Here is a 25995-nt window from a genome sequence, read left to right on the forward strand (position 1 = left end):
ACGGCTCCTTAGACGCCGGCGTGCTCTGCGAGGAGAGCGCGGGCCGCGTCGAGATCGTCGGGGGTCTTCAGTGCCAGCGTCGGCACGCCGGGCAGCGCGCGCTTGGCCAGGCCGGTCAGCGTGCCGCCCGGGCACACCTCGATCAGCGCGGTGACGCCGAGTTCCTTGAAGGTCTCCATGCACAGGTCCCAGCGCACGGGGTTGGCGACCTGGCCGACCAGCCGCTCCAGCACCTCGGCACCGGTGGCGACGGTCCGTCCGTCCTTGTTGGAGACGTAGGCGACCCGCGGGTCGGCGGGCGTGAGGTCCGCCGCCGCCTTGGCCAGCGTCTCGACCGCGGGCGCCATGTGACGCGTGTGGAAGGCGCCGGCGACCTTCAGCGGGACGACCTTGCGGACGCCCTCGGGCTTGTCCTCGGCCAGCGCGGCGAGCTGCTCCAGCGTGCCGGCGGCGACGATCTGGCCCGCGCCGTTGATGTTCGCGGGGGTCAACCCCAGCTTCTCCAGGTGCGGGAGGGTGACCTCCGGGTCGCCGCCCAGCAGCGCCGCCATGCCGGTCTTGGTGACCGCGGCGGCGTCGGCCATCGCCAGACCCCGCGTGCGGACGAGACCGAGGGCGGCCGTGTCGTCGAGGACCCCGGCGAAGACGGCGGCGGTGATCTCACCGACGCTGTGACCCGCGACCGCGCCCGGCGCGATCTCGGACATGTCACCCAGTGCCGCGGCGGACAGCAGGCCGGCTGCCACCAGCAACGGCTGGGCCACCGCGGTGTCCCGGATGGCGTCGGCGTCGGCCTGGGTGCCGTAGTGGACCAGGTCCAGTCCGAGGGCGTCCGACCACGCGGCGACGCGGTCCGCGGCACCGGGGAGGTCGAGCCAGGGGGTCAGGAAGCCGGGCGTCTGGGCACCCTGGCCGGGAGCGACGAGTACGAGCACTCTCACACTCTCTCTTGGGGACGGGCGCGGCCGCCCGTGAGGACAAGGACGAAGAACATGGAGGGGTTTTGTGGGGCCTCCACAAAACCCTATGCCTGAGTATCACCGTCGGCCAGACGCCCCAGGATGAGCGCGATCCGCAGTGTGAAGGCGGATCGTACATCCGAGGGCGACCAACCGGTGACGTCTGTCACACGTCGGAGCCGGTAGCGCACGGTGTTCGGGTGAACGAAGAGCATTCTCGCCGCGCCTTCCAGGCTGCTCGCCTGCTCCAGGTAGACACTCAGGGTTTCCAGGAGGGCCGAGCCCGCCTCCTCCAGCGGTCTGTAGATCTCCTCCACCAACTGCTCACGGGCGCTGGGATCACCCGCCATGGCCCGCTCCGGCAGCAGATCGTCCGCGAGCACCGGCCGCGGCGCGTCCTGCCAGGCGGAACAGGCCTTCAGTCCGGCGGCGGCGGCCTGCGCGGACCGGGTGGCGGCCAGCAGGTCGGGTACGACGGGTCCGGCGACCACCGGCCCGGCCGCGTACGGCCCGATCAGCGACTTGGCGACCGCGAGCGGGTTGGGGCTGCCGCCGGCCACGACGACGAGCCGGTCCCCGAGCACCCCGGTGAGCACCTGGAGCTTGGCGTGCCGGGCGGCCCGCCGGATCGCCTCGACGGTCAGCTCGCTGTCCCCGTCCGGGGCGGTCCCGAGCACCACGCACACATGCTCGGGGGAGTTCCAGCCCAGCGCGGCGGCCCGGCTGACGGCCCCCTCGTCGGCCTCCCCGCTGAGCACGGCGTTCACCACCAGGGACTCCAGGCGCGCGTCCCAGGCACCCCGTGCCTCGGCGGCCTGGGCGTACACCTGGGCGGTGGCGAAGGCGATCTCGCGGGCGTACACGAGGAGCGCCTCGCGCAGCACCCGTTCGTCGCCGGGCGCCGCCACCTCGTCGATAGCGCTCTCCATCACCTCGATCGTGGTGCGCACCATCTCCACGGTCTGCCGCAGCGTGATGGCCCGGGTCAGCTCGCGCGGCGCGGTCCCGAAGACGTCCGTGGAGATCGCCTGGGGCGCGTCCGGGCGCCGGAACCACTCGGTGAAGGCCGCGATGCCCGCCTGGGCGACGAGCCCGATCCAGGAGCGGTTCTCGGGGGGCATGGCCCGGTACCACGGCAGGGTCTCGTCCATCCGCGCGATGGCCTGCGCGGCGAGACTTCCGGAGGACTTCTCCAGTCGCCTCAGGGTCGCGGCGTGCGCGTGGACGGCGTGTACTGCGGGATCGCTGCGGTGGGTTTCGGGTTCGGGCACGGGGACAAGACTGCCTTATCGGGACGGGCCCCTGCGTCGCCGGGTCCGGGACGGGGTCTACGGTGGTGCCCGTGATGGACGTCCGGCGCGCCGCTGAGCGCTACCGCGGAGGGGACCCGGAGGCGGGGACCGACTCCCGCCACGCCTTCTCCTTCGGCCCGCACTACGACCCGGACAACCTCCGCTTCGGCGTGCTGATCGCCTGCAACGAGGAACGGCTCGCCCCCGGCGCCGGCTTCGGCGAACACCCGCACAGCCACACCGAGATCGTCACCTGGGTGATCGAGGGCGAACTGACCCACCGCGACTCCACGGGCCACGGGACGACCGTCCGCCCCGGGGACGTCCAGCACCTCAGCGCGGCGACGGGTGTGCGGCACGTCGAGCGCAACGACGGCACCGTCCCGCTGGTCTTCCTCCAGATGTGGCTGGTTCCCCGGGAGACGGGCGGCGAGCCCGCGTACCGGACCGTCACGGGCATCGCCGGCTCCACCCCTTACGCGGTCCCGGCCGCGGGCGCGATGCTGCACGTACGGCGCCTGGCACCGGGGGAGCGGACCGCGGTGCCGGACGCGGCGTTCGTGTACGTGCACGTGGTGCGCGGTGATGTGCGGCTGGACGGCGAGGAGCTGGGAGCGGGCGACGCGGCCCGGGTCACGGACGCGGCGGGCCTGGAGGCGAGGGCGGTCACGGCGGCGGAGCTGCTGCTGTGGGAGATGGCAGCCAGGTGAAAGGACACGGCAGTGAGGCCGCGCAGCTGGCCTGACCCGTGGTCGATTCCACCGTTCGGGCACCGTTGTCAGAGGCATGAAGTACACCTGTCTTCATGGGGATCGACGCATACAAGATGAACGAGGACGAGACGTGCAAGCGGTTCGTCCTTCCTGCCCTGCGGGCAGCGGGGTGGAGCGAGAAGCAGATCCGTCCGCAGTACCGGATCAACGACGGCCGGTTGGTGCCGACGCGCAGGCGCCACAAGCGGGGGGCGGCGCTGGCCGCCGACTATGTGCTCGAGTACATCCCCGACGTGCCGATCGCGGTGGTGGAGGCCAAGCGCTACCGCATCAGCGAGGAGAACGGGGTGGAGCAGGCGCGCCGTTACGCGCGCAAGCTGGGTCTGTCCTTCGCGTACGCCACCAACGGCCGCAACATCGTGGAGATCGACTTCAGCGGGAACAAGCCCGTCATCCAGTCTGTCGACCGGTTCCCTTCGCCCGGCGATCTGTGGGGGCGCTTCCTGCGCGATCAGGGGGTCAGCGGTACCGCGGCGGGTGAGGAGCTCATGTCGGCTCCGTACGACTACACCCTCCGGAACACCGACAACTCGGTGAAGCGTCCGCGCTACTACCAGCGGGTCGCCATCACCCGAGCACTCGCGGCGCTTGCCCGTGACGAGCGCCGCATCCTGCTCGTACTAGCCACCGGTACGGGTAAGACCATGCTCGCCCTCCAGTTGGTGGCCCGGCTCTCCAAGGCCCCGGGAGCGTTCGGTGGGCGCAAGCCCCGAGTCCTCTACCTCGCGGACCGCAACATGCTGGTCGATGACCCCAAGGACCGTTACTTCCTACCGGTGTTCGGCGAGGACGACGTCCACAAGATCGGCGGCGGTGAGGCCAAGCGTGGTCGGAAGATCTACTTCGCGCTCTATCAGTCTCTGGAGCAGGGGGAGGCGCAGACCGAGCTCTTCAGGGAGTATCCGCCGGACTATTTCGACCTCGTCATCGTCGACGAGTGTCACCGGGGCAGCGCGAGCAGCGACTCGCGGTGGCGCAAGGTGCTGGAGCACTTCTCGCCCGCTGTGCAGATCGGGCTGACCGCCACGCCGATCAGAGACAGCGGCAAGAAGACCGACACCTTCGATTACTTCGGCAACCCCGTCTACACGTACTCGCTCCGGGACGGCATCGAAGACGGTTTCCTCTCGCCCTACCGGGTGCGCAGGGTCCGGCTGAACGTGGACGTGGAAGGCTACCGACCCGAGCCGGGCAAGAAGGACGTCTACGGCCGGGAGATCCCCGACGACCTATACGGACCCAAGGAGTTCGAGCGGGTCATGGTGATTCTCGAACGTACCGAGACGGCGGCGCAGTACCTCATGGACCACCTCCGCAAGAACGCAGAGGACGGACGGCTGGGAAAGACGCTCGTGTTCTGCGAGAACAACGGACACGCGGGGCGGATGCGCACCGCTTTGCACAACATCGCCTCCGAGGAAGTCGCCGTCCTTCCGGACTTCGTCAAGCGGATCACCAGCGCTGACGTGTCTGATTGGGCCGAGTCCCTGGAGGAGTTCCGGAAGGCGGACTCAAGCCAGCCGGTCATCGCGGTGACGTCGAAGCTGCTGTCCACGGGTGTGGATCTGCCTGCGGTGCGCAATGTGGTGTTGTTCCGGCGGATGGCCTCCATGCCGGAGTTCAAGCAGGTCATCGGGCGCGGTACGCGGCTGTGCCCGGAGATCGGCAAGGAGTCGTTCGACATCATCGACTTCGTGGAGGCAACCCGTCTCTTCGAGGACAACGCGTTTGACGGGCCGCCGCTGAAGCTCCTCCGGGAGACGGCCGACGAGCAGGGCGAGCTGGTGGACGTCGAGGACATCACCCCGCCGGCCGAGGAGGCGGATGACGGCGACGGGGAGTCGGTCACAGAGCCGCAGGCGGAGTACGAGCAGCAGGACGGCGGCTCGTTCGACGTGTACGAAGGTGACGGCGACACGGTCACCGACCCGGACGAGGTCGATCGCATCCAGGCGCGCGGCAAGCGCTACGAGGTGCGTGGTGTGGACGTCTACAAGTTGGGCGAGCGGCGTTATCAGCTCGCTGACGACGGCGTAACCATGCGGCTGGTGAGCGTCGAGCAGTGGGTGCACAACCAGGTGCTCGAACTGGACCTGGACCCGGCGCAGTTGCGTACCCGGTGGGCACGGGCCAAGAGCCGTGCCGTCCTGATGGAAGCCCTTCGGGAGGCCGACATCGACGTGGAGGAACTGCCCGAGGAATTGGGCAAGCCCGACGTGGATCCGGTGGACCTGCTGGTCAGCGCGGCTTGGGAGGGGCTCGCCGTGGTGAGCCGGGACGAGCGGCTGACCTGGTTCCGTCGGGAGCACGGAGAGTTCCTGGACTCCTTTGGGGAGCAGGCCCGTGAGGTGCTGGAGGCGATGCTGGTGAAGTTCGCCGAGTCGGGATCCCCGCAGCTGAAGGTGGACACACTCAAGGTGCCGCCCTTCGACTCGATGGGCCGTGTGGTGGACCTGACCCGGCGGTTCGGCGGTCCCCGCGAGGCGCACGAAGCCATAGACCAGCTGGCCGCCCGGCTTCTGTCGGCCGTGTAGGCGATGCGCTCGGAAAACGACAAAAGCACTTTAGTTCTATGTTGGCTCACATCATGGAACTAAAGTTGTCTTTGATTAACGTGATACTGCTAGGGTGGCCCGGTGCTCAGAGACCGTACGGACAGCCGCGCAACGCTCTGGCGGACCGCCGCCGGACAGCGCGGCTACTTCACCGCCGCGCAGGCATTGGAAGCCGGGTACTCGTACCAGGCCCAGCGTTATCACGCCCAGCACGGCAACTGGCTGGTGATCGACCGTGCTCTCTACCGGTTCCGGGAGTTCAGCGATCTTCCGGGCGAGGGTGACGAGCAGCTGGTGCGCTGGTCGCTGTGGAGCAAGGGGCGGGCGGTCGTCTCGCACGCCACCGCCCTCGCCGTTCATGACCTCGGTACGGCCAACCCGTCCCGTGTCCATCTCACCGTGCCGCGTGGCTTCCGGCAGAAGTCGGATGCTGTGACTCTGCACCGTGCGGAGCTGGCGGACTCGGACATCGAGGGCAGGGCGGGATACCGGGTGACGGTGCCGTCGCGCGCGATCGCCGAGTGTGCGGCGGACGGTGACGATCAGGACGTGATCGACGGTGCTGTGGCGGAGGCGCTGGAGCAGGGGATCGTGACCCGCCGGAAACTGTTGCATGCGGCACAGCTGCTGGGCGCCGGTGCCGAACTGGGTGTGGAGCGGGCTCTGGGAGCGCTGTCGTGACCGGCCGCTACCGCGACGCCTCGGACCTGCGCCGAGCGCTGGAGGCACGGCTTAAGCAGGACGCGGACGCATCCGGTACCGACCTGAGCCGCCGCCGTCGCCTTGTCGTCTTCGACCGCATGGCGGCGCGTCTCGCGGAGGATCCGGCCGGCGGCTGGATCCTCAAGGGCGGTGCGGCGATGGAGTTCCGGCTGACCGGCCGCGCCCGCACCACCAAGGACCTGGACCTGGCGCTACGGCCCGAGGACGGCTCGGACACCGATGGTGACGAGGTCCGGGAGCTGCTTATCGAAGCCCTGTCCGCCGACCTCGACGGGGACTGGTTCCGCTTCCGTGTCGGTGCGCCCGTCTCGCTGACCGCGGACACGGCAGGGCGGGGCGGCTGGCGGTTCTCCGTTGAGGCCCACCTCGCAGGGAAGCTCTTCGCGGGCGTCCGTGTGGACGTGGTGGACCGGGGTGAGGAGATCGCCCGGACCGAGCGCCTTCCGCTCCCCAACGCCCTCGCCTTCGCTGGCACTCCGCAGCGGACCATAGAGGCCGTGGACCGCCGCCAGCACTTCGCGGAGAAGCTGCACGCTTTCACCCGCGACTACGGCGACCGGCCCAATACTCGCGTCAAGGATTTGGCGGACCTCGTCCTGCTGGCCGAGGACGGTCTGCCGGGGGACGCGGCGCTGGTCACTGCCGTACGTCACGTCTTCGCGGTCCGGGACACCCACGACGTCCCGGACGAACTTCCCGACCCTCCACCCCGATGGCGCGACAGCTACCCGGAACTGGCGCAGGAGCTGACCACAGGCATCCCGCCGACGCTGGACGCGGCACTCGCGCTGGTGCGTGGGCTGTGGGCGACGGCCCTCGCCGATGCATCACGTTGACGAACCACCTACCTCTTCCCGACCTGAACAGAGAGACCGGCTGAGCTCACATGGCAGTGACCACGAAGAAAACGGTGGGAAAGTTCCCGGGTACCTCCCAGGCCCGCCTCGCGTCCCTCATCAAGTCCGCGCGAGACACGATGCGCAAGGACGCCGGAATGAACGGCGACCTGGACCGGCTGCCACAACTCTCCTGGCTGCTCTTCCTCAAGGCGTTCGACGAGCGCGTGGAGCAGGAGGGTGAGGCACTGGACCCGGACGGTTATAGGCGTGCCATCGAGGAGCCGTACCGCTGGGAGGACTGGGCGACCGACCCGGACTTCAGCGGTGAAGAGCTGAAATCCTTCGTCAATGAGAAGCTCATTCCGCATCTGGCGGGGTTGGTCGGCGATGATGCGGAGGACCCGCGCAACGTCATCTCGACCATCTTCAAGGACGTCGTCAACCGTATGCAGTCGGGCACGCTGCTACGGGATCTGGTCAACATTGTCAACCAGATCCACTTCGTCTCCACCGATGACATCCACACCATGGCGTTCGTGTATGAGTCGATCCTCAAGGAGATGCGGGACGCGGCCGGCGACTCGGGCGAGTTCTACACTCCGCGTCCGGTCAACCGCTTCATGGTGCAGCAGTCCTTCCTCAAACTCGACGAGTCGATCCTCGACCCGGCCAGTGGCACCGGCGGGTTCCTGGTCCAGGCGTACGAGGAACTGAAGGGCCAGGTCAAGACGGACACCCAGCGCAGGAGGCTGCACAAGAACATCCGGGGCATCGAGAAGAAGCCGCTGCCCTACCTGTTGGGCTCGATGAACCTGCTGCTGCACGGCATCGACGCGCCGCACGTGCGGCGCGGCAACTCGCTGCTGGAGATGCGGAACTCCAGCGCCGCCGACAAGGTGGACGTGGTCCTCACCAACCCGCCCTTCGGCGGGGAGGAGGAAGCGACGGTCGTCAAGGCGTTCCCGGACGGCTTTCGGACCCAGGAAACGGCCTGGCTCTTCCTCTACTCGATCCTCGACCAGCTCAAGCTCGGCGGCCGGTGCGCGATCGTTCTGCCCAACGGGAGTCTCTTCGCGATGGGGGAGAACTCCATCGGCGCGAAGATCAAGAAGAAGCTAATGAAGGACTGCCACCTGCACACCATCGTCCGCCTCCCGCAGGGCGTCTTCGCGCCCTACACGCAGATCCAGTCTAATATCCTGTTCTTTGAGAAGACCGGACCGACGCAAGAGGTCTGGTTCTACGAAATTCCGTTGCCGGAGGGTCGCCGCGGCTACACCAAGACAAAGCCGATGAGGATCGAGGATTTCCAGCCCTGCGTGGATTGGTGGGGTGGCAAGGCGCGTAAAGACCGCAAGGTGGGCGAACAAGCGTGGGTCGTCCCGGCGGCGAAGATTATTGACTCTGGCTTCAATCTCGACATCGCCAACCCGCATGTGGGTGACAAGCTTGCGCACCGGACGCCGGAAGAGTTGGTGGACGAGCTAATGCGGACGGAGACGGATATTCTCGGGCTGTTGAAGGAGCTGCGCAAGGGTCTGGGGGCGAGTAATGGTGCTGCGTGAAGTTCGTCTCGGAGATGTGCTTCAACTGGAACGGATCGCCGTCGACGTGGATCCGGATGCTGAATATCGTCAGATCGGTGTCAGGTCCTTTGGGAATGGAATCTTTCACCGGGACCCTTGCTTGGGTAGCGAACTGAGCAAGCTTAAATATTTCGAGGTCGTCCCTGGTCGGCTTGTGGTGAGTAACATCATGGCCTGGGAGGGGGCGATTGGTGTTTCAACCAAGGAAGAGGATGGGTTTGTAGGTTCAGCTCGTTTTCTGAGCTACCGGCCGATTGGAGAAGTGGACCTGCGCTACCTGAACTACTTCTTCCAGAGTGATGCGGGAAAATCCCTCATCAAATCAGTATCGACGGGGACTGTGGCCCGTAACCAGACTGTCTCGCCGAGGAACTTCGAAAGCGCGATCGTTCCACTGCCGGACATGGCTGAGCAGCGCCGCGTTGCTGACAGGCTAGACGCGGCCATGGAAACACGAATCAGACTGCATGAAAAGATCTCGGGTCGAGCTGCTTTGGTGAGCTCAACCTTGGATGCTCTTGAGGCGCAAGTTTTCGACGACTGCCTAGCAAGAGGGTGGAAATCGGACCCGATGCATTCCTTCGCTGAGGTGAACCCCAAGACCGAAAGGCCTGGGGCAACGGAAAATGTCGCATTCGTGCCGATGGCTGCACTGAGTGATTTCAAGGGAGAGATTGACGGTGCGAGTTATAAGGCCGCCGGAGACGTTGGTTCAGGCTATAAGCTCTTCCGGCGCGGGGATGTGGTGTTCGCCAGAATTACCCCTTGCATGCAGAACGGGAAGTCGGCTATATTCCAGGATGATCTTGCTGTTCATGGATTCGGTTCTACCGAATTCCATGTAATTCGTGCTCATGCTGAGGGCGATAATCGTTGGATCCATAGGATTGTCCGTTCTCGGCGCTTTCGTGACACCGCACTACCGTTTATGACGGGAACAGCCGGTCAGCAACGTGTGCCTGCCCAATACCTACGGAACGTCGAGATTCCAATCCCACCCAACTCGGCGGCGAGGGAGGCGGCTTTGAAGGCGCTAGACCGTATTCACGAGCAGAGGGTTAGGTTTCGGGACCTCCACATCCAGGAGGTTGGTAGTGTGAAATGTCTGCGATCTGCCCTGCTCGATGCGGCTTTCTCGGGTCGGATTTAGCCTTGTTCCGATTCACTCGTGTACGCGCCGCCACCCCCGGTCTGTGACCACCACATGGTCAAGGAACCGTAGGCCGACCGTCGCAGCCCCCGCCGCCAGGCGGGTCGTTGCCCGGCGGTCGGCCTCGCTGGGGTCGGTGCAACCCGTGGGGTGGTTATGGGCCACGCCGAAGGATGTGCCGCCCGCTGCGAGGACCAGGGCGAGGACATCCCGGACCGGCAGCAGGCTGCGGTCCGTCACGCCCTCCGTGAGGACGGGCGTACGGAGAACCGAGCCCGATCCGTCGCAGATGACCACCACGACGCGTTCGTGCCGTAGGCCGTGGAGAAGGGGAGCCGCAATCGTCGCCAGGTCTGCGGAGCCCCGAACTCGTTGTCGGGCCGACGGCGGCGAGACCCGGCGGCCTAGCTGGAACGCCGCTGCGACCCGCGCTGCCTTCGCCGGGCCGATCCCAAGCAGGCCGGCCGCCATCTCATGCGCGGGGAGTCGGGACAGTTCGTACAGGTCGCCGTACCGGTTGATCAACTGGCCGGCCAGTTCCACCGCATCCTGGCCTGGAAGGCCCGCACCCAGCAACAACCCAAGCAACTCACGGTCGGACAAAGCCTCCGCGCTCCGCGCCAACGGCCGTTCGCGCGGCCGGTCCCGGGCCGGAACGTCCCGCATCCTTACCACGGCCCTGCACCCCCTCAGTCCACCGAGTCGCGGTCGAGAGGCTCTGAGTCAGCGGCTACCGGCGGCTCGGGCTCCAGGTCGGGGGAGGGAACGTACGCATCCTCGTCCCCGCTGCTTCCCGCTGCCGAGCCGATGAGTTCCATCAGCCGCCGGTGCAGCGTCGCCGAGCGGGCCCGCAAGAAGGCGTCGTAGTCGTCGCGCAACGCGGCCTGGTACGCGTCCTCTTCGATCAGGCAGGTGTGTAGGCGCTGACGCAGGACGTCCTCGCCGTGCCAGTCGGCGAGGTCCTTGAGATAGGCGGAGGGGCGGCGGTCGGAGATCCAGTTGTTGGTGATCGCGCTGAGCATGATCAGGTTGCCGCAGACGTTGTCCTTCCCTGCCTTCACTCCCTCCTTCCTCAGGTGCGCACGCGGGAAGAAGTGGTGGAACTGCTTCCCGTTCTGCCAGGACAACGCGTCGGCCACGTCGATGATGCGCCCCGTGTTCAGGTCGACGGGCTTCTCGTACGACATCAGCAGCACGAGAAGCTTGCTGGGTGCGTTCTGCCGGGAGAACTGGGCGCGCTGCCACAGGACGTTTCGAGGAAGCGCGGCCGCTGTCTCGACCTCCGTCGAGCGACCCGCCGCGAACTCCGTGACGGCCGTGAGATCCGGCCCCATCTGCGACTCCCGCCACCCCTTGAAGTACTCGCCGCTCGCCGTGAGCCAGAACCAGCGCGTCACAGCGTCGTACTGGGCGGCGGTCGGCTTGGGCAACTGCCTGAACAGCTCGACCAGGACCGCGAACTGGTTGTAGTAGGGCAGCGCTTCGGCCTGCGGGGTGTGGATCTGAGTTGAGAGGAAGTCCACAGCCCGCGCAGCCGCCTTCCCTGCGTCGGCAACTGCGGTCTGCAACTGCTGCCGGTCGAGCCCGCGCAGCTCGTGGATGGACTTGGTGGAGAAGCCGAAACCCGCCGCCGCCGAGATCGTCCGCAGCATGGTCTTGGCGTCGACCCGGCCGTACTTCTTGGCGTCGAGGACCAGGAGAAGCTGCTCGATCTCGTCCTTGAGGTCGAAGTCCTTCGACCAGGTGCCGGCCCGGATCAGGTCGACGATGTCCATGGACGTGCCCGTACTGTTGATCCGCTCGAAGATCCGGGCCGAGTCCTCCTCGGAGACATCGAGCAGCGTCACCATCGGCACCTGGTAGTGCGAGAACTGCTCACTCAGCGCTTGGGCGCGGCTCTGAAGCTCGTCGTTCGGGTTGTCCCGCCGGATCCACGACATGATCGCGCTGACCGAGGTGAGATCTCGTACTGGGAGGATGTGCGGCCCCGTCAGGGCATCCTCCGTGAGGTGCAGGAATTCCTCCCGCTCCAAGTCGTACGCGATCTCCCAGATCGCCCCGGAACCGTGCAGCGCGCCGACCAGGCTCGCCAGCCGCTGCTGGCCGTCGAGGACGTAGTGCACCGGTGCGCCGTCGTGCTGCGGCACGGTATCCAGGCCCGCGATCTCGTGTCCGCTGGCCAGCCTAGCCGTTGTGCGCCACATGAGCAGGCTACCGATGGGGTAGTTGCGGCGCACCGAGTCGAGCAGATACAGGATCTGCTGCGGGGTCCAGACGAACGCCCGCTGGAACTTGGGTAAAACGATGTCGCCGCTCAGGACCCGCGAAGCGAGTGAGGTGATCGGTGCGATCGTCGGCTCGGGCGCGCGCACCCTCGCTGGTGACGTCCCCATTGCGTACCCCCTGATCGCCGCGCTCGACAGCCGGAACAGCTGTGACAACGATCGTAGGGGGCAGCACTGACAAGCGAACGAGCCCGCGTTCTACCGGAGCCCGTCCACGAAGGCCCGCCAGGCGTCCGGGCGGATGAGCAGCGCAGGTCCGGCCGGGTTCTTGCTGTCGCGGACGGGGACGGCGTCGGGGAAGCCGTCGGCCACCTCGAGGCATTCGCCGCCAGTACTTCCGCTGTAGCTGGATTTACGCCACTGTGCGTTCCTCAGTCCGGGGCTGGTCTTCATAGCGTTCCCCCATCACGCGGGCGATCAGTGCCGCAGAATCCTCTACGGAGAGGGCGGCAGCCTGCAAGCGAGCGTAACGGCGTGCGGCATCCCTGACAGTCTCGGGGTTGGCCGTCATGTGGCCGGAAATGAGGTCTTCCGTGTAGATGATGTCGGGATCGTCGTCGAAGCGCAGGCAGTGAAGCCCCATCGAAGCTGACGTGTTCACCCGCCGAGTTCGTGGGCCGGTGCAGCACGGCCTCGTCGTGGATCGTCCAGGCCAGCGGCGGCTGTTGCCTCTCCAGGATGCGCTGGTGCTCCATCCGAGCCGCGACTAGGGTGTCGAGGTCGTCCGGCATGCCGGTGGCCAGCACTGCCCGCGCGTACTCCTCCGTCTGCGGCAGCCCGTACAACAACTGCGCCTGATACGTGAGATGTACGCCGCCTTCGCCTCAATCTCCGCGTAGGGCTGGAACCAGGTGGGCAGTTGACTGCGCAGTACGAGGCCGATCAGCCGGGAGAAGATCCCGCCCGTGCCGACTGCTGCGTCCACCCGTTCGGCGAAGTCGCGGGTGGGAATCTTTTTCGTGGTCTCGATCTGACCGACGAGCCCGTGCATAAGATGATCTCGCCGAGCTGGCCCTGTTTGAGGCCGTGGGCCTCGCGCTGCCGACGCAGCTCCCAGCAGTAGTAGTCGAGCGGGGAAGCGCTGGGGTCGAGCGATTGGACGTTGGCCACTGCGGTATCTCCGGCCTGCAACGCCTCGCGGCGTTCGCTTCATTGCATAGCCGAAGGTAATCAAGCCGTCGCACTGTGATGACATGAATCGCGTAACCGATCAGCCGACGGCGGACGTCGAGAAGTACCGCGCCGAGTTCACGGTGGGTGAGCACTCGGCCCGGCAGCTGCGTCGCATTCCGTGGATCTACCTCACCGGCGGGGGCCTGCTGGAGGTGGCCGATGCGGCCGAACTGGCGCTTACGGAGCTTGTCGCCAACATGGTCCGACACGTACCCGGCCGCCACTGTCGCGTCTGCTTCCATATCGGGCCGGGCAACGCGCGGGTGGAAGTTTCCGACAGTTGCTCGCGACTGCCCGTTCCGGCAGCCGATGACGCACTCGCCGAGGGCGGCCAGGGCCTTCTTCTCGTCGCGGCGTTCACCGATCGGTGGGGAGTGGAACCCCGCACCGACGGGAGGGGAAGACGCTGTGGTTCGAATGCCTCGTCAAGCCGCCGGGCGGAGAGTGAGGCCGCCTGGCAGCCAGGAGTACCTCAGTGTCGCAGCTCCGCCAGCACCGCGTCCGTGAACGCCGGCCACGCCTCGGTCGCCCAGGGGCCGAAGGCGCGGTCGGTCAGGGCCGCGCAGGCTAGCTGCGCGTCGGGGTCGATCCACAGGAACGTACCGGACTGGCCGAAGTGCCCGAACGTGCGCGGCGAGGACGAACCGCCCGTCCAGTGCGGGGACTTGCCGTCGCGGATCTCGAAGCCCAGGCCCCAGTCGTTGGGGTTCTGGTGGCCGTAACCGGGCAGGACGCCCTTGCGCCCCGGGTACTGCACGGTCATCGCCTCCGCGACCGTCCGCGGGTCCAGCAGCCGCGGCGCCTGCACCTCGGCGGCGAACCGCAGCAGATCCTCCACCGTCGACACGCCGTCCTTGGCCGGTGAGCCCTCCAGCGACGTCGACGTCATCCCCAGCGGCGCCAGCACGGCCTGCCGCAGGTACTCGGCGAACGGGATGTCCGTCGCCCGGGCGATGTGGTCACCGAGCTGCTCGAACCCGGCGTTGGAGTACAGCCGCCGCTCCCCGGCCGTGGCGGTGACCCGGTGCTCGTCGAAGGCCAGCCCGGAGGTGTGGGCGAGCAGATGACGGACCGTCGACCCGGGCGGACCGGCCGGCTCGTCCAGCTCGACCGCCCCCTCCTCGTACGCCACGAGCGCCGCGTAGGCCGCCAGCGGCTTGGTGACGGAGGCCAGCGGGAAGCGGTGCCCGACGGGGCCGTGTGTCCCGAGGACGGTCCCGTCGGCGCGTACGACACCCGCGGCGGCGGTGGGGACGGGCCAGTTCTCGATCAGTGCCAGGCTCTGCGACGACATGCGCCCGAGCCTATGCGGCTCACAGCGGCGGCCGCATCGACGGGTCGGCGGACGCTGGTCATGGGCGCGCAGGCCCCCTCCGGCGCGCCGGTCGTCAGCACCGCTCCGGTGGCCGAACGCCCGCAGCGCGGCCTGCGCGACCGGCCACGACGTGCCCGCGGCCGCCCGTCGGGCAGGGGCCGGTGAGGTCGCGCAAAACGGTGGGCAGCCCCCGCCCTCTGTCGGCGACCCGACGCGCGGCCTCCGCTACGCCGCGTACGCCTCCGGCGAGGCGTTGAGCGGCACGTGCCCGGCGCCCCGCGCCCGGAACCAGGCCAGCAGCTCGGTCATGCACGCGCGCGCGTGGCCGCGCCGCCGCGCGTCCGGGTCGGTCACGACACTGAAGACCTGGCCGACCCGCTCCCGCGGATTCCCCGCCCAGCCGATGCGGTACTCCACGGTCCCCGCCACCGGCGCGGCCGGCCTCCCCGGCCGGCCGGCGCCCTCCACGACGAACGCCGCGAAGTCCCCGTCCTCCTCACCGAGCCGCTCCCGCAGCCTCGGCAGCGACTCCGCGTGCCGGTCGGCCGGCCCCGCCGGACCCGAACTCCCCGCGCCCCACAGGGAGTCGATCATCCGCTGGCGCAGCCGCAGCACTTCGGCGGCGTCCTCGGGCCGGGCCCGGCGTACGGAACTCATGTCCCGCACGCCGACCATCCCGCCTTGATCACGTCGCGCGGATTTCTCACCGGTCCCGCTTGCCTGGAGTGCACTCGAAGGTCATAGCGTGGGGGCCATGACGGTGATGCAGACCACGCCAGCGGCCACCGGGCACGCCACCCCCGCCGACATCTGCTCCGCCCCGCCCCGGCGCCATCCACGGCCCGACGGCCAGGACCGCTACACGATCAGCGAGGTCGTCGCCCGCACCGGTCTGACCGCGCACACCCTGCGCTGGTACGAGCGGATCGGGCTGATGCCGCACGTCGACCGCTCGCACACCGGCCAGCGCCGCTACAGCAACCGCGACCTGGACTGGCTGGACTTCGTGACCAAGCTGCGGCTGACCGGGATGCCGGTGGCGGACATGGTCCGGTACGCGGAACTGGTGCGCGAGGGCGAGAGCACGTACGCGGCGCGCCGGGGGCTGCTGGAGGCCACCCGCCGGGACGTGCTCGGCCGGATCGCCGAACTGCGGGACACGCTCGCCGTGCTCGACCGCAAGATCAGTTTCTACGCCACGGAGGGAACCAACCGATGACCGACGCCAGGATCGCCACGGTACGGCTCGGCGCACAGGGGCCGGTGACCGGCGTCCAGGGGCTCGGCTGCATGGGCATCAGCGCCGCGTACGGACCCACCGACACCGGCCGGGCCCGGTCGACGCTGGAGCGGGCCCTCGAACTCGGCGTCACCCTCTACGACACCGCCGACTTCTACGGCTCCGGCGAGAACGAACGGTTCCTCGCCCCGTTCTTCGAGGCCCACCGGGACGAGGTGGTCATCGCCACCAAGTTCGCCCTCTCCTGGCACCCGGACGACCCGACGAAGCGGATCATCCGCAACGACCCGCCCTACATCCGCCAGGCCGTCGAGGCCAGCCTGCGGCGGCTCGGCGTCGACGTGATCGACCTCTACTACATGCACCGCCGCGACGTGGACGTCCCCATCGAGGAGACCGTCGGCACGATGGCGGACCTGGTCCGGGAGGGCAAGGTCAAGCACCTCGGGCTCAGCGAGGTCACCGCCGACGAGCTGCGCGCCGCGCACGCCGTGCACCCGGTCGCGGCCGTGCAGTCGGAGTGGTCCCTGTTCAGCCGGGACATCGAGGCCCGCGTCGTACCGGCCGCCCGGGACCTGGGCGTCGCCCTCGTGCCGTATTCCCCGCTGGGCCGCGGCTTCCTCACCGGCGCCTTCGCCGACGCCGCGCGGGATCTCACCGCCGGCGACTTCCGCCGCCACATGCCCCGCTACAGCGGGGACAACGCGGCCGCCAACGCGGCGCTGCTGGCGCCGGTCCGCGCGATCGCCGAGGCCCACGGGGCCACCCCCGGCCAGATCGCGCTGGCCTGGATCCAGCAGCGGGCGGCGGTCGACGGGCTGACGGTGGTCCCCATCCCGGGCACCCGCAGTCCGGACAGGGTGGCGGAGAACGCCGCGGCGACGCGGATCACCCTGACCGACGCGGAACTGGCCCGGCTGGAACCCCTTGCGGCCGAGGTGGCGGGCGACCGCTACACCGACATGACCTTCACCTCCGCGGGCAGGGAGTAAGGACCGGTCACGGGTGGCGCGGACCGCGCCCGGCGGACGGGGCCGGCCGCGACCCCGGTGGTGGCCGGCCGAGCCGGACCTCCTGTCCGGAGGCGGGGTGGCAGCCGGACGCCGGGTGGCGTGGTGGACCTCGCCCGCCGCACGTGCCCGGCGGACGCTACAGCTCGGCGAGCAGTTCGGCCTTCTTGGCGGCGAACTCCTCGTCGGTGATCAGCCCGGCCCGGTGCAGCTCCCCGAGATGCCGGATCCGCTCGGCGACGCCGGCGGGGTCGCGGCGCGACACGGCCGGTGCCACCGGTGCCGGCCCGCGGGAGCGCACCGCAGCGAGGACCGCCGCGGCGAACGGCAGCGACTCGTGCACCGGCCCGTACCCCAGCCCGAACACCACCGACGCCGGGTCCTGGTCCGGCTGGACGGACCGGCCGGCGCCCGGGTCACGGGACAGCAGCCGCAGGTGTCCCTCGAAGAGCTCCGGCGAACGCCACTCGACCCCGCTCAGCCCGGCCACCGCGAAGCTCTGGTCGCCGGCCTTCCACTTCGCCGAGGACGCTCCCGTCCAGGACCAGCGGAACTGCACGGACGTGCCGTCGAAGGAGGCCTTCCCGTCGTACGCCTTGAACTGGAGCGGTGCCTCGGGCGCCGCCACCAGATACCGTTCGGCGGGCCCGGAGGCGGTCAGCAGGCCCTTCAGCTCGTCGGCGTAGTACTCCGCGAGGGTCTCCCGCTCGGCCGGCAGCACCAGCCGGTAGGGGTCGGAGCCCTCCTTGAGCTGGCCGTCGGCCGCCTCCACCAGCGGATCGGCGCCGGGGCGTGGCCGCAGCCGCAGGACGACCGTGCCGCGTCTGCCCGGGGTGAGGGTCACCTCCTCGACCGCGGCCAGCGGAATCCGGCGCTCGCCGAGCGCCTGGAACAGCTTCGGTGTCCGTATCCCCCGTTCGTAACGGATGAGCACGGAGTCGGACTCGAACCCCCATACGGCATGAAAACCCGCCAGTACGTCACCCATGCGGCTCATCGTATGCGGCACGTGCTCCTCCGTCGCCACCCGCGCAGACCGCACTTCCTGCTGTCTCTACGCGCGTCCGGCCGTCATCGTGCCGGACAGACCGGACCGGCACGCGTCGTTCTCCTGTGCGCACGTCACCACGTCGTACGCGCCCACACCGATCCCGGCGAGATTGCGCAGGCTGTCCGTGCCCGGCTGGAAGTAACCGCTGTGGCCCTGCGCGTCCCGTGCCGACAGCACCCGCGCCCCGAACCCCGCGGACACCGGGTCGGCGCCGTGACCGAGGCCGCCCAGCTCCAGGTACGGCACGTCCTGCACCCAGTCGGTGGCGTCCCGCATGGCCCACACCCGGGCCGCCGTGCCCAGGTGACCGGCCTTGGTGACCCGCATGCCCGGGCTCGCGGCCACGGCTATGTCGGCCACCCTGCCGGGCATGCCGTGCGCGGCGACGCCGCAGACGACCGAGCCGTAGCTGTGGCAGAACATCGACACCGGGGCCCGGCCGGGCAGCCCGCGCAGCAGCGCGTTCAGCCGTACGGCGCCCTCCTCGGCGCGCAGGCCGGTGGCCGCGTCCACGCCGAGCCCGTCGGGGGCGGTGTAGTCGGCCCAGGCGATCACCGCCGTACCGGTCCCGGGGCTGGCCGTGCGCTCGGCCGCGTACAGGGCCTCGGCCATGCCGACCGGGGCGCTGTACCTGCGGTACGTCCGCTGGAAGGTGAGCAGGTCGGTGTCGACGCCGGGGACGACGACCGAGATCCGCTGCGCCCGGTCGAGGTCGCCGAACACCTCGGCGACCCGGCCCGAACCCTCGGGGTCGAAGGCCAGGATGTGCCGGCCGGGGTCCAGCAGGGACGTGTAGCGCTGCATCCGCTGGCCCGCGTCCTGCTGGCCGGCCACGCTGAGCCGGCTGTCGTGCATCCGCTTCCGGTCCACCTCGCGGGCCTGCTTCAGCGCGACGCGGTTGGCGCGGTAGCGCAGCGGGACGGGGGCGCCGTTCATGTTGCCGACCGCCAACGGGTAGCGGTGGGCGAGACGGTCGCGCTCGTGCGGGGTGAGGGAGGCGAAGAAGCGGCCGAGGCGCGCCGGGCCGGACCCGGGGTCCGGCAGGTGGCGGCCGTGGATGCTGCCGTGCTCCCACTGGGAGAGCGAGGCCTGGAGTGCCGTCGACACCCGGTGGGTGCGCATGGCGGTCCAGCCGGTGGTCGCGAGCATCACGAACACCACGGCCAGCGCCGGCAGGGCGCGCCAGACGTTGAATTTCGGGGAGGTGTCGAAGGAAGTCACTGGGAGGACACACTAAGAGAACGGGAGGGTCTCGCGGTAACGGAGTGACACGGATCACGTGCCGGAGGACGTTTCAGCAGGCGACGGACACCACGCCGTCGATCCGCCGGTCATCCGCGCTGATCCGTGCCGATCCTCCGGTCGTCCGTGCCGATCCGTGCTGATCCGCCGTGGTCCGCCTGGTCCGCCGGCGTTCTCAGCCGGCGCGCCAGCTCCCCGTGAGCGCCGAACCCAGTTGGTCGAGGTACGACGCGGTGAGCGTGCGGATCGACTCCAGGCCGAGGTCCTCGCTGGTGGACCACTGCCGTTCGGAGACCCGGATCACCCCGCCGAACACGGCCACCGCCAGCCGTGGCCGCGGGTCGGCGTCCACGTCGACGCCCTCGCGCTCGGCCAGCGCCCGCGCGATGGTCTCCTCCGCCGCCGCCGACCGGCGCAGATGGGCGGCGAGCAACGCGGGCGTGGAGTCGATCGTGCGGTACATGCGCAGGTACAGCTCGACCGGGACGGCCGACTCGACGGTCTCACGGATCGCGTCCCAGCCCTCCAGGAACGCCTGCCGCAGCGCCTGCATCGGCGCCTCCTGCGGCGGCCGGGCCCGGACGGCCGCCACGAAGGCCGCCTCCGTCGTCTGCTGGACCGCGAACGCCACGTCCTCCTTGCCCGCGAAATAGCGGAAGAAGGTGCGCTGCGAGACGTCGACGGCCTCGGCGATCTCGTCGACGGTGGTCTGTTCGTACCCCTGTGTGGTGAACAGTTCGAGAGCGGCCCGCAGCAGTGCCTCCCGGGTACGCCGCTTCTTCAGCTCGCGCAGCGTCTCCATGGCCCTCTCTTCCGTGAACGTCCGGCCTGCTCAGCCTATCCGGCGGCGACATGTCAGTAACCGTCGTGTGAATACGTTTGTCAACTGTCAGTCGCTGTCACTAATCTCAGGGTATGACTAGTCAGACCGCCATCGACTCGACGGGGCCGGGGGACAAGGCGCCCGCTCCGTCGGGGCCGCCCCCGGCCCCGGGCCTGCGTGGCCACCCGTGGCTCACCCTCATCACCGTCGCCGTAGGGGTCATGATGGTGGCCCTGGACGGCACCATCGTGGCCATCGCCAACCCGGCCATCCGCGACGATCTGCACGCGTCCTTCGCCGACGTGCAGTGGATCACCAACTCCTACTTCCTCGCCCTCGCGGTCACACTGATCACCGCGGGCAAGCTCGGTGACCGCTTCGGCCACCGGCAGACCTTCCTCATCGGGGTCACCGGCTTCGCCGCCGCCTCCGGTGTCATCGGACTCTCCGGCAGCATCGCCGCGGTCGTCACCTTCCGGGTCTTCCAGGGCCTGTTCGGCGCGCTGCTGATGCCGGCCGCGCTCGGCGTGCTGCGGGCCACCTTCCCGGCCGAGAAGCTCAACATGGCCATCGGCGTGTGGGGCATGGTGATCGGCGCCTCCACGGCGGCCGGCCCCATCCTCGGCGGCATCCTCGTCGAGCACGTCAACTGGCAGTCGGTGTTCTTCATCAACGTGCCGGTCGGCGCCCTGGCCCTGCTCCTCGGCACCCTGATCCTGCTCGACCACCGGGCCGAGAACGCCCCGCGCTCCTTCGACGTCCTCGGCATCGCCCTGCTGTCCGGCGCGATGTTCTGCCTGGTCTGGGCGCTCATCAAGGCCCCGGCGTGGGGCTGGGGCGCGGGCCGCACCTGGATGTTCCTCGCCGTCTCCGTGCTGCTGTTCGTGCTCTTCGCCCTCTGGGAGACGCGGGTGGCGGAGCCGCTGATCCCGCTGCGCCTGTTCCGTTCCGTGCCGTTCTCGGCGGGCGCGGTGCTGATGGTGCTGATGTCCATCGCGTTCATGGGCGGCCTGTTCTTCGTGACGTTCTACCTCCAGAACGTGCACGGGATGAGTCCGGTCGACGCCGGTCTGCACCTGCTGCCGCTCACCGGCATGATGATCGTAGGCTCCCCGCTCGCCGGCGCCGCGATCACCCGGCTCGGCCCGCGCATCCCGCTGGCCGGCGGCATGGCCGTCACCGCGGTCGCCCTGTACGGCATGTCCGCGCTCGAGGTCGACACCGGCAGCGCGCTGCTGTCCCTCTGGTTCGCCCTGCTCGGCCTCGGTCTCGCGCCGGTCATGGTCGGTGCCACGGAGGTCATCGTCGGCAACGCCCCCATGGAGCTGTCCGGCGTGGCCGGCGGTCTCCAGCAGGCGGCCATGCAGATCGGCAGCAGCCTCGGTACGGCGGTGCTCGGTGCCGTGATGGCCTCCAGGGTCGACAGCGACCTGCCGGGCAACTGGGCCGACGCCGGCCTGCCGAAGCTGACGCCAGGTCAGCTCGCCCAGGCCTCCGAGGCGGTGCAGGTCGGCGTGGCCCCGGTGACGAAGGGCATCCCGGAGCCGGTCGCTGCGAAGATCACCGCCGTTGCCCACGACACGTTCATCTCCGGCATGAGCCTGGCCTCCCTGGTCGCGGCCGGCGTGGCGGCGGCGGCCGTCCTGGTCGCCCTGCTCACCAAGCGGGGCGAGAACGCGGAGGCGGGCGCGGGCGTGGGCCACATCTGAGGCCCGGTCACGTGCCTCTCCCCGGCGGAGTTCCCCTATCGGGGTGACACCGCCGAAGACCACTCGCTCCCGGCGCGCGCAGGTCTGCCGGGACGGAACCGGGGTACCCGCACACCGAAGCCGAACTGTCCCATAGACCCCAGGGAGTTGATGATGGCGGGCTTCGGGCAAGGAACGCGCGGGTACCCCCGGTCCCGCGGCCGGACGTGGCAGCGGACCGGGCCGGACCGTGCGACGCTCGGGATCATCGGAACCATCTGCGCGGTGGCCGGCTTCTTCGCGCTGGGCATCGTCCTCGGCCCCGTCGCGATGTTCTGCGGCTGGCAGTCGATGGGCCGCACCTGGTCCAACGACCGCAACGTACCCGGCTCTGGTGGCCCTGATCCTGGGCGCGATCGACACCCTGCTCGCCCTCATCGCCCTGGCGGGCGCGGCGACCTGGGGCCACGGCCTGTTGTGACCGGCGGCGCCGCGCCGTGAGGGTGCGGACGGGTGGCCGGCCGCGGGCTCGTCGTGGCCGGTCGCGCAGTTCCCCGCGCCCCCGGCGGTACTACGCGGTCGCGGTCCGGTGGAGCGGAGCCCGGCGTCGCGTCAGCGGTGTTCCCGTTGCTCCGCGACCAGCCGGGCCACCTCCGCGCGCAGCAGCCGCACCTCCTCGGTCAGGGAGGCGATCGCCTCCGTCTGCCGCCGCTCCTCCACGTCGTCCTTCTCGAACCGCGAGATGAACCACGCGGCGATGTTCGCCGTGACGACACCGAGCAGCGCGATGCCGGACAGCATCAGCCCGACCGCGATCATCCGTCCGAGCCCGGTGGTCGGTGCGTGGTCCCCCGTACCCCACGGTCGTCATCGTCGTGAAAGACCACCACACGGCGTCGCCCAGTGTCCGGATGTTCCCGTGCGGCGACTCCCGTTCCACGGACAGCACCGCCAGCGAGCCGAACATCAGCAGCCCGATCACGGCCCCCACGACGTACGTGGTCAGCCGGATCTGCGGGGCCATCCGCGCCCGCCGTCCCACCAGCAGCAGCGTGGACACCAGGCGCAGCAGCCGCAGCGGCTGGAGCATCGGCAGGACCACCGCGCACAGGTCGGGCCAGTGGCGCCGTACGAACTCCCCGCGGCGCGGGGTGAGAGCCAGCCGCATCAGGTAGTCGACGGCGAACGCGCCCCACACCACCCACTCCACCATCGTGCACGCGGCGGTCAGCGACCGTCCGGCGGACGCGTCCACGATCGGCACCGCGTAGGCGACGGCGAACGCGAGCGCGAACGCCAGCAGCGGCCGTTGGGTGTGCCGCTCCCACCGCGCCTGCGCCGACAGTTGTTCCATGAAACGTATCGTAAAGAAAACGTAAGGGCGGTGGAGCGTCCGGCTCCACCGCCCTCGGGTCGTTCCCGGGCCGCTCAGGTCACGCGTCGCCGCCCGCCGTGCCCGGGTCCGCCGCCGAGACGTCCAGCAGCCGGTACCGGTCGATGGCCTGCCTTCAGCACGGAGCGGTCCACCTTCCCCTCGCGCGCCAGCTCGGTCAGCACCGCCACCACGATCGACTGCGCGTCGATGTGGAAGAAGCGGCGCGCGGCCCCCCGGGTGTCGGCGAAGCCGAAGCCGTCCGCACCGAGGGACTGGTAGGTGCCCGGCACCCACCGGGCGATCTGGTCCGGGACCGACCGCATCCAGTCGGACACGGCCACGAACGGGCCCTCCGCGGCGCCGAGCTTGCGTGTCACGTACGGCACCCGCTGCTCCTCCTCGGGGTGCAGCAGGTTGTGCCGCTCGCACTCCACGGCCTCGCGGCGCAGCTCGTTCCAGGAGGTCGCGGACCACACGTCCGCCTTGACGTCCCACTCCTCGGCGAGGATCCGCTGCGCCTGGAGCGCCCACGGCACCGCGACACCGGAGGCCATGATCTGCGCCGGGATCGAGCCGCCGGTGCCCTCGCCGATCCGGTGGACACCCTTGACGATGCCCTCGACGTCCACGTCCGCGGGCTCGGCCGGGTGCTGGATGGGCTCGTTGTAGACGGTCAGGTAGTAGAAGACGTCCTCGCCGTGCGGGTGCTCGGGCGAGCTGCCGTACATCCGGCGCAGGCCGTCCTGCACGATGTGCGCGATCTCGTAGGCGTACGCCGGGTCGTAGGCCACGCACGCCGGGTTGGTCGAGGCGAGGAGCTGCGAGTGGCCGTCCGCGTGCTGGAGCCCCTCACCCGTCAGGGTCGTACGGCCGGCGGTCGCACCCAGGACGAAACCGCGCGCAAGCTGGTCGGCCATCTGCCAGAACTGGTCGCCGGTGCGCTGGAAACCGAACATCGAGTAGAAGACGTAGACCGGGATCAGCGGCTCGCCGTGCGTGGCGTACGCCGAGCCGGCCGCGATCAGGGAGGCCGTACAGCCGGCCTCGGAGATGCCGTCGTGCAGCATCTGGCCGGTCGGCGACTCCTTGTAGGCCAGGAGCAGCTCCCGGTCCACCGCCTCGTACTGCTGGCCGAGCGGGTTGTAGATCTTCGCACTCGGGAAGAAGGAGTCCATGCCGAACGTGCGGTACTCGTCCGGCGCGATCAGCACGAACCGCCTGCCGATCTCCTTGTCGCGCATCAGGTCCTTGAGGAGGCGCACGAAGGCCATCGTCGTCGCGATGGACTGCTGGCCCGTGCCCTTCTTCACCGTCGCGTACGTCTTGTCGTCCGGCAGCGGCAGCGGCTGGGAGCGGACGACGCGGGTGGGCACGTAACCGCCGAGCGACCGGCGGCGGTCGTGCATGTACTGGATCTCCTCCGTGTCCCGGCCCGGGTGGTAGTACGGCGGCAGGCCGGAGTCCAGCTCCTTGTCCGAGATCGGCAGGTGCAGACGGTCCCGGAAGCGCTTGAGGTCGTCGACCGTCAGCTTCTTCATCTGATGGGTGGCGTTGCGGCCCTCGAAGTTCGGGCCCAGCGTCCAGCCCTTGACCGTCTTGGCGAGGATGACCGTCGGCTGGCCCCGGTGCTCCTTGGCCGCCTTGAACGCCGCGTAGATCTTGCGGTGGTCGTGACCGCCGCGGCCCAGGTGCAGGATCTGGTCGTCGGTCATGTTCTCGACCATCGCGCGCAACCGGTGGTCGTCGCCGAAGAAGTGGTCGCGGATGTAGGCGCCGGACTCGGTGGCGTACGTCTGGAACTGCCCGTCCGGGGTGCGGTTCATCTTGTTGACGAGGATGCCGTCCCGGTCCTGCGCGAGCAGCGGGTCCCAGGTGCGGTCCCAGATCAGCTTGATCACGTTCCAGCCGGCGCCCCGGAACACGGACTCCAGCTCCTGGATGATCTTGCCGTTGCCGCGCACCGGGCCGTCGAGGCGCTGGAGGTTGCAGTTCACGACGAAGGTCAGGTTGTCCAGACCCTCGCGCGCGGCGATGGTCAGCTGGCCGAGGGACTCCGGCTCGTCCATCTCGCCGTCGCCGAGGAACGCCCACACGTGCGAACGGGAGGTGTCCGCGATACCGCGCGCCTCCATGTAGCGGTTCATCCGCGCCTGGTAGATCGCGCCGAGCGGGCCGAGGCCCATGGAGACCGTCGGGAACTCCCAGAAGTCCGGCATGGAGCGCGGGTGGGGATAGCTGGACAGGCCGACCGGGTGCTTCGACTTCTCCTGGCGGAAGCCGTCGAGCTGGTCCTCGGTGAGCCGGTCGAGCAGGTACGCGCGGGCGTAGATGCCGGGGGAGGCGTGGCCCTGGAAGAAGACCTGGTCGCCGCCGTCGCCCTCGTCCTTGCCGCGGAAGAAGTGGTTGAAGCCGACGTCGTACAGGGAGGCGGAGGAGGCGAACGTGGCGATGTGGCCGCCGACGCCGATACCCGGACGCTGGGCGCGGGACACCATCACGGCCGCGTTCCAGCGCGTCGCGTTCAGGATCCGGCGCTCGATCTCCTCGTTGCCCGGGAAGAACGGCTCGCTCTTGGTGGGGATGGTGTTGACGTAGTCCGTGCTGCGCATCTCGGGCACGGCCACGCGCTTCTCGCGCGCCCGCTCGATCAGACGGAGCATGAGGTAGCGCGCCCGCTCCCGGCCGCGCTCGTCGACGGCGGCGTCCAGGGAGTCGAGCCACTCCTGGGTCTCTTCGGGATCGAAGTCAGGAACCTGACTCGGAAGGCCGCCAATGATGATCGGATTACGATCGGATCCGGAAGCCACGCTGTTCCTTACCTGTGAGAGGGCCAGTTTCTGCGCCTGCCTACGCCGTCCCCATCGTGTACCTGGGGAGGGCGTACGTCATCCGCACCGGTCAAAACGCAACGATACG

The 25995-nt window shown here is 69.2% G+C and carries 19 protein-coding genes and 5 pseudogenes; 11 read left to right on the forward strand and 13 right to left on the reverse strand.

The features are described 5' to 3' along the window. Positions 1-8: 8 nt before the first annotated feature. The gene (locus tag D9753_RS24610; protein ID WP_121788975.1) at positions 9-935 is read right to left on the reverse strand and encodes an ACP S-malonyltransferase; all 927 of its coding nucleotides are present in this window, start codon (positions 933-935) and stop codon (positions 9-11) included. 89 nt (positions 936-1024) lie between these two features. Next, complete coding sequence (locus D9753_RS24615) at positions 1025-2230, reverse strand: PucR family transcriptional regulator (RefSeq protein WP_121788976.1); 1206 nt, start codon at positions 2228-2230, stop codon at positions 1025-1027. Positions 2231-2304: 74 nt separating this feature from the next. On the opposite strand from D9753_RS24615, the gene D9753_RS24620 reads away from it, so the two are divergent. From D9753_RS24620 to D9753_RS36675, 6 genes are all read left to right on the forward strand, one after another. Further along, on the forward strand, positions 2305-2961 hold the full coding sequence (locus tag D9753_RS24620) for a pirin family protein (RefSeq protein WP_121791262.1): 657 nt from the start codon (positions 2305-2307) through the stop codon (positions 2959-2961). A 95-nt stretch (positions 2962-3056) separates the two neighbouring features. Then, positions 3057-5558, forward strand: coding sequence for an EcoAI/FtnUII family type I restriction enzme subunit R (gene hsdR, locus D9753_RS24625; RefSeq protein WP_121788977.1), 2502 nt, complete (start codon positions 3057-3059; stop codon positions 5556-5558). Between the two features lie 102 nt (positions 5559-5660). Further along, complete coding sequence (locus D9753_RS24630; protein WP_121788978.1) at positions 5661-6260, forward strand: type IV toxin-antitoxin system AbiEi family antitoxin domain-containing protein; 600 nt, start codon at positions 5661-5663, stop codon at positions 6258-6260. Beyond that, a complete protein-coding gene (locus D9753_RS24635; protein ID WP_121788979.1) occupies positions 6257-7138 on the forward strand; it encodes a nucleotidyl transferase AbiEii/AbiGii toxin family protein in 882 nt (293 codons plus the stop codon). Before D9753_RS24630 ends, D9753_RS24635 begins: the two co-directional genes overlap by 4 nt. 50 nt (positions 7139-7188) lie before the next feature. Continuing rightward, positions 7189-8706: a type I restriction-modification system subunit M gene (locus tag D9753_RS24640; protein WP_121788980.1), complete on the forward strand. Its 1518-nt coding sequence runs from the start codon at positions 7189-7191 to the stop codon at positions 8704-8706. Continuing rightward, positions 8693-9877: a restriction endonuclease subunit S gene (locus tag D9753_RS36675; protein ID WP_163010779.1), complete on the forward strand. Its 1185-nt coding sequence runs from the start codon at positions 8693-8695 to the stop codon at positions 9875-9877. The genes D9753_RS24640 and D9753_RS36675 overlap by 14 nt, the downstream gene beginning before the upstream one ends. 12 nt (positions 9878-9889) lie before the next feature. On the opposite strand, the gene D9753_RS24645 is transcribed toward D9753_RS36675, so the two are convergent. The 4 genes and pseudogenes from D9753_RS24645 to D9753_RS39410 form a co-directional block, all read right to left on the reverse strand. Next, complete coding sequence (locus D9753_RS24645; protein WP_121788981.1) at positions 9890-10543, reverse strand: JAB domain-containing protein; 654 nt, start codon at positions 10541-10543, stop codon at positions 9890-9892. Positions 10544-10566: 23 nt separating this feature from the next. Continuing rightward, entirely contained in the window at positions 10567-12270 is a 1704-nt protein-coding gene (locus D9753_RS24650; protein WP_163010780.1) for a DUF262 domain-containing protein, read from the reverse strand. A 90-nt stretch (positions 12271-12360) separates the two neighbouring features. Continuing rightward, positions 12361-12474, reverse strand: a complete 114-nt coding sequence (locus tag D9753_RS39405; protein ID WP_394346746.1) for a DUF397 domain-containing protein — start codon at positions 12472-12474, stop codon at positions 12361-12363. A 40-nt stretch (positions 12475-12514) separates the two neighbouring features. Continuing rightward, a pseudogene (locus tag D9753_RS39410) lies at positions 12515-12908 on the reverse strand (Scr1 family TA system antitoxin-like transcriptional regulator). A gap of 624 nt (positions 12909-13532) precedes the next feature. On the opposite strand from D9753_RS39410, the pseudogene D9753_RS38185 reads away from it, so the two are divergent. Then, positions 13533-13658 (forward strand): annotated as a pseudogene (locus D9753_RS38185) (ATP-binding protein); the annotation flags it as partial. Positions 13659-13807: 149 nt separating this feature from the next. Here the strand turns inward: D9753_RS38185 and D9753_RS24670 are convergent. Beyond that, positions 13808-14629, reverse strand: coding sequence for a serine hydrolase domain-containing protein (locus D9753_RS24670; RefSeq protein ID WP_121788984.1), 822 nt, complete (start codon positions 14627-14629; stop codon positions 13808-13810). 246 nt (positions 14630-14875) lie between these two features. Next, a complete protein-coding gene (locus tag D9753_RS24675; protein ID WP_121791263.1) occupies positions 14876-15307 on the reverse strand; it encodes a GNAT family N-acetyltransferase in 432 nt (143 codons plus the stop codon). A 97-nt stretch (positions 15308-15404) separates the two neighbouring features. Between D9753_RS24675 and D9753_RS24680 the strand changes: the two genes are divergently transcribed. Both D9753_RS24680 and D9753_RS24685 read left to right on the forward strand, forming a co-directional pair. Next, complete coding sequence (locus D9753_RS24680; RefSeq protein WP_121788985.1) at positions 15405-15869, forward strand: MerR family transcriptional regulator; 465 nt, start codon at positions 15405-15407, stop codon at positions 15867-15869. After that, positions 15866-16882 (forward strand): aldo/keto reductase, encoded by a 1017-nt coding sequence (locus tag D9753_RS24685; protein WP_121788986.1) that lies wholly within the window; start codon positions 15866-15868, stop codon positions 16880-16882. The genes D9753_RS24680 and D9753_RS24685 overlap by 4 nt, the downstream gene beginning before the upstream one ends. 157 nt (positions 16883-17039) lie before the next feature. Here D9753_RS24685 and D9753_RS24690 read toward each other — a convergent pair whose 3' ends face one another. From D9753_RS24690 to D9753_RS24700, 3 genes are all read right to left on the reverse strand, one after another. Further along, complete coding sequence (locus D9753_RS24690; RefSeq protein WP_121788987.1) at positions 17040-17888, reverse strand: DUF4429 domain-containing protein; 849 nt, start codon at positions 17886-17888, stop codon at positions 17040-17042. Positions 17889-17954: 66 nt separating this feature from the next. Continuing rightward, entirely contained in the window at positions 17955-19172 is a 1218-nt protein-coding gene (locus tag D9753_RS24695) for an alpha/beta hydrolase (protein ID WP_121788988.1), read from the reverse strand. 196 nt (positions 19173-19368) lie between these two features. Next, entirely contained in the window at positions 19369-19995 is a 627-nt protein-coding gene (locus tag D9753_RS24700) for a TetR family transcriptional regulator (protein ID WP_121788989.1), read from the reverse strand. A 113-nt stretch (positions 19996-20108) separates the two neighbouring features. Between D9753_RS24700 and D9753_RS24705 the strand changes: the two genes are divergently transcribed. After that, complete coding sequence (locus tag D9753_RS24705; protein WP_121788990.1) at positions 20109-21725, forward strand: MFS transporter; 1617 nt, start codon at positions 20109-20111, stop codon at positions 21723-21725. A 150-nt stretch (positions 21726-21875) separates the two neighbouring features. Beyond that, a pseudogene (locus D9753_RS38190) lies at positions 21876-22185 on the forward strand (small hydrophobic protein). Between the two features lie 131 nt (positions 22186-22316). On the opposite strand, the pseudogene D9753_RS24715 reads toward D9753_RS38190, so the two are convergent. Together D9753_RS24715 and aceE are read right to left on the reverse strand one after the other, a co-directional pair. Further along, positions 22317-23058: pseudogene (locus tag D9753_RS24715) on the reverse strand (potassium channel family protein). Positions 23059-23137: 79 nt separating this feature from the next. After that, positions 23138-25886 (reverse strand): annotated as a pseudogene (aceE, locus tag D9753_RS24720) (pyruvate dehydrogenase (acetyl-transferring), homodimeric type). Positions 25887-25995 lie beyond the last annotated feature (109 nt).

It is taken from the genome of Streptomyces dangxiongensis, assembly GCF_003675325.1.
Classification (GTDB): domain Bacteria; phylum Actinomycetota; class Actinomycetes; order Streptomycetales; family Streptomycetaceae; genus Streptomyces; species Streptomyces dangxiongensis.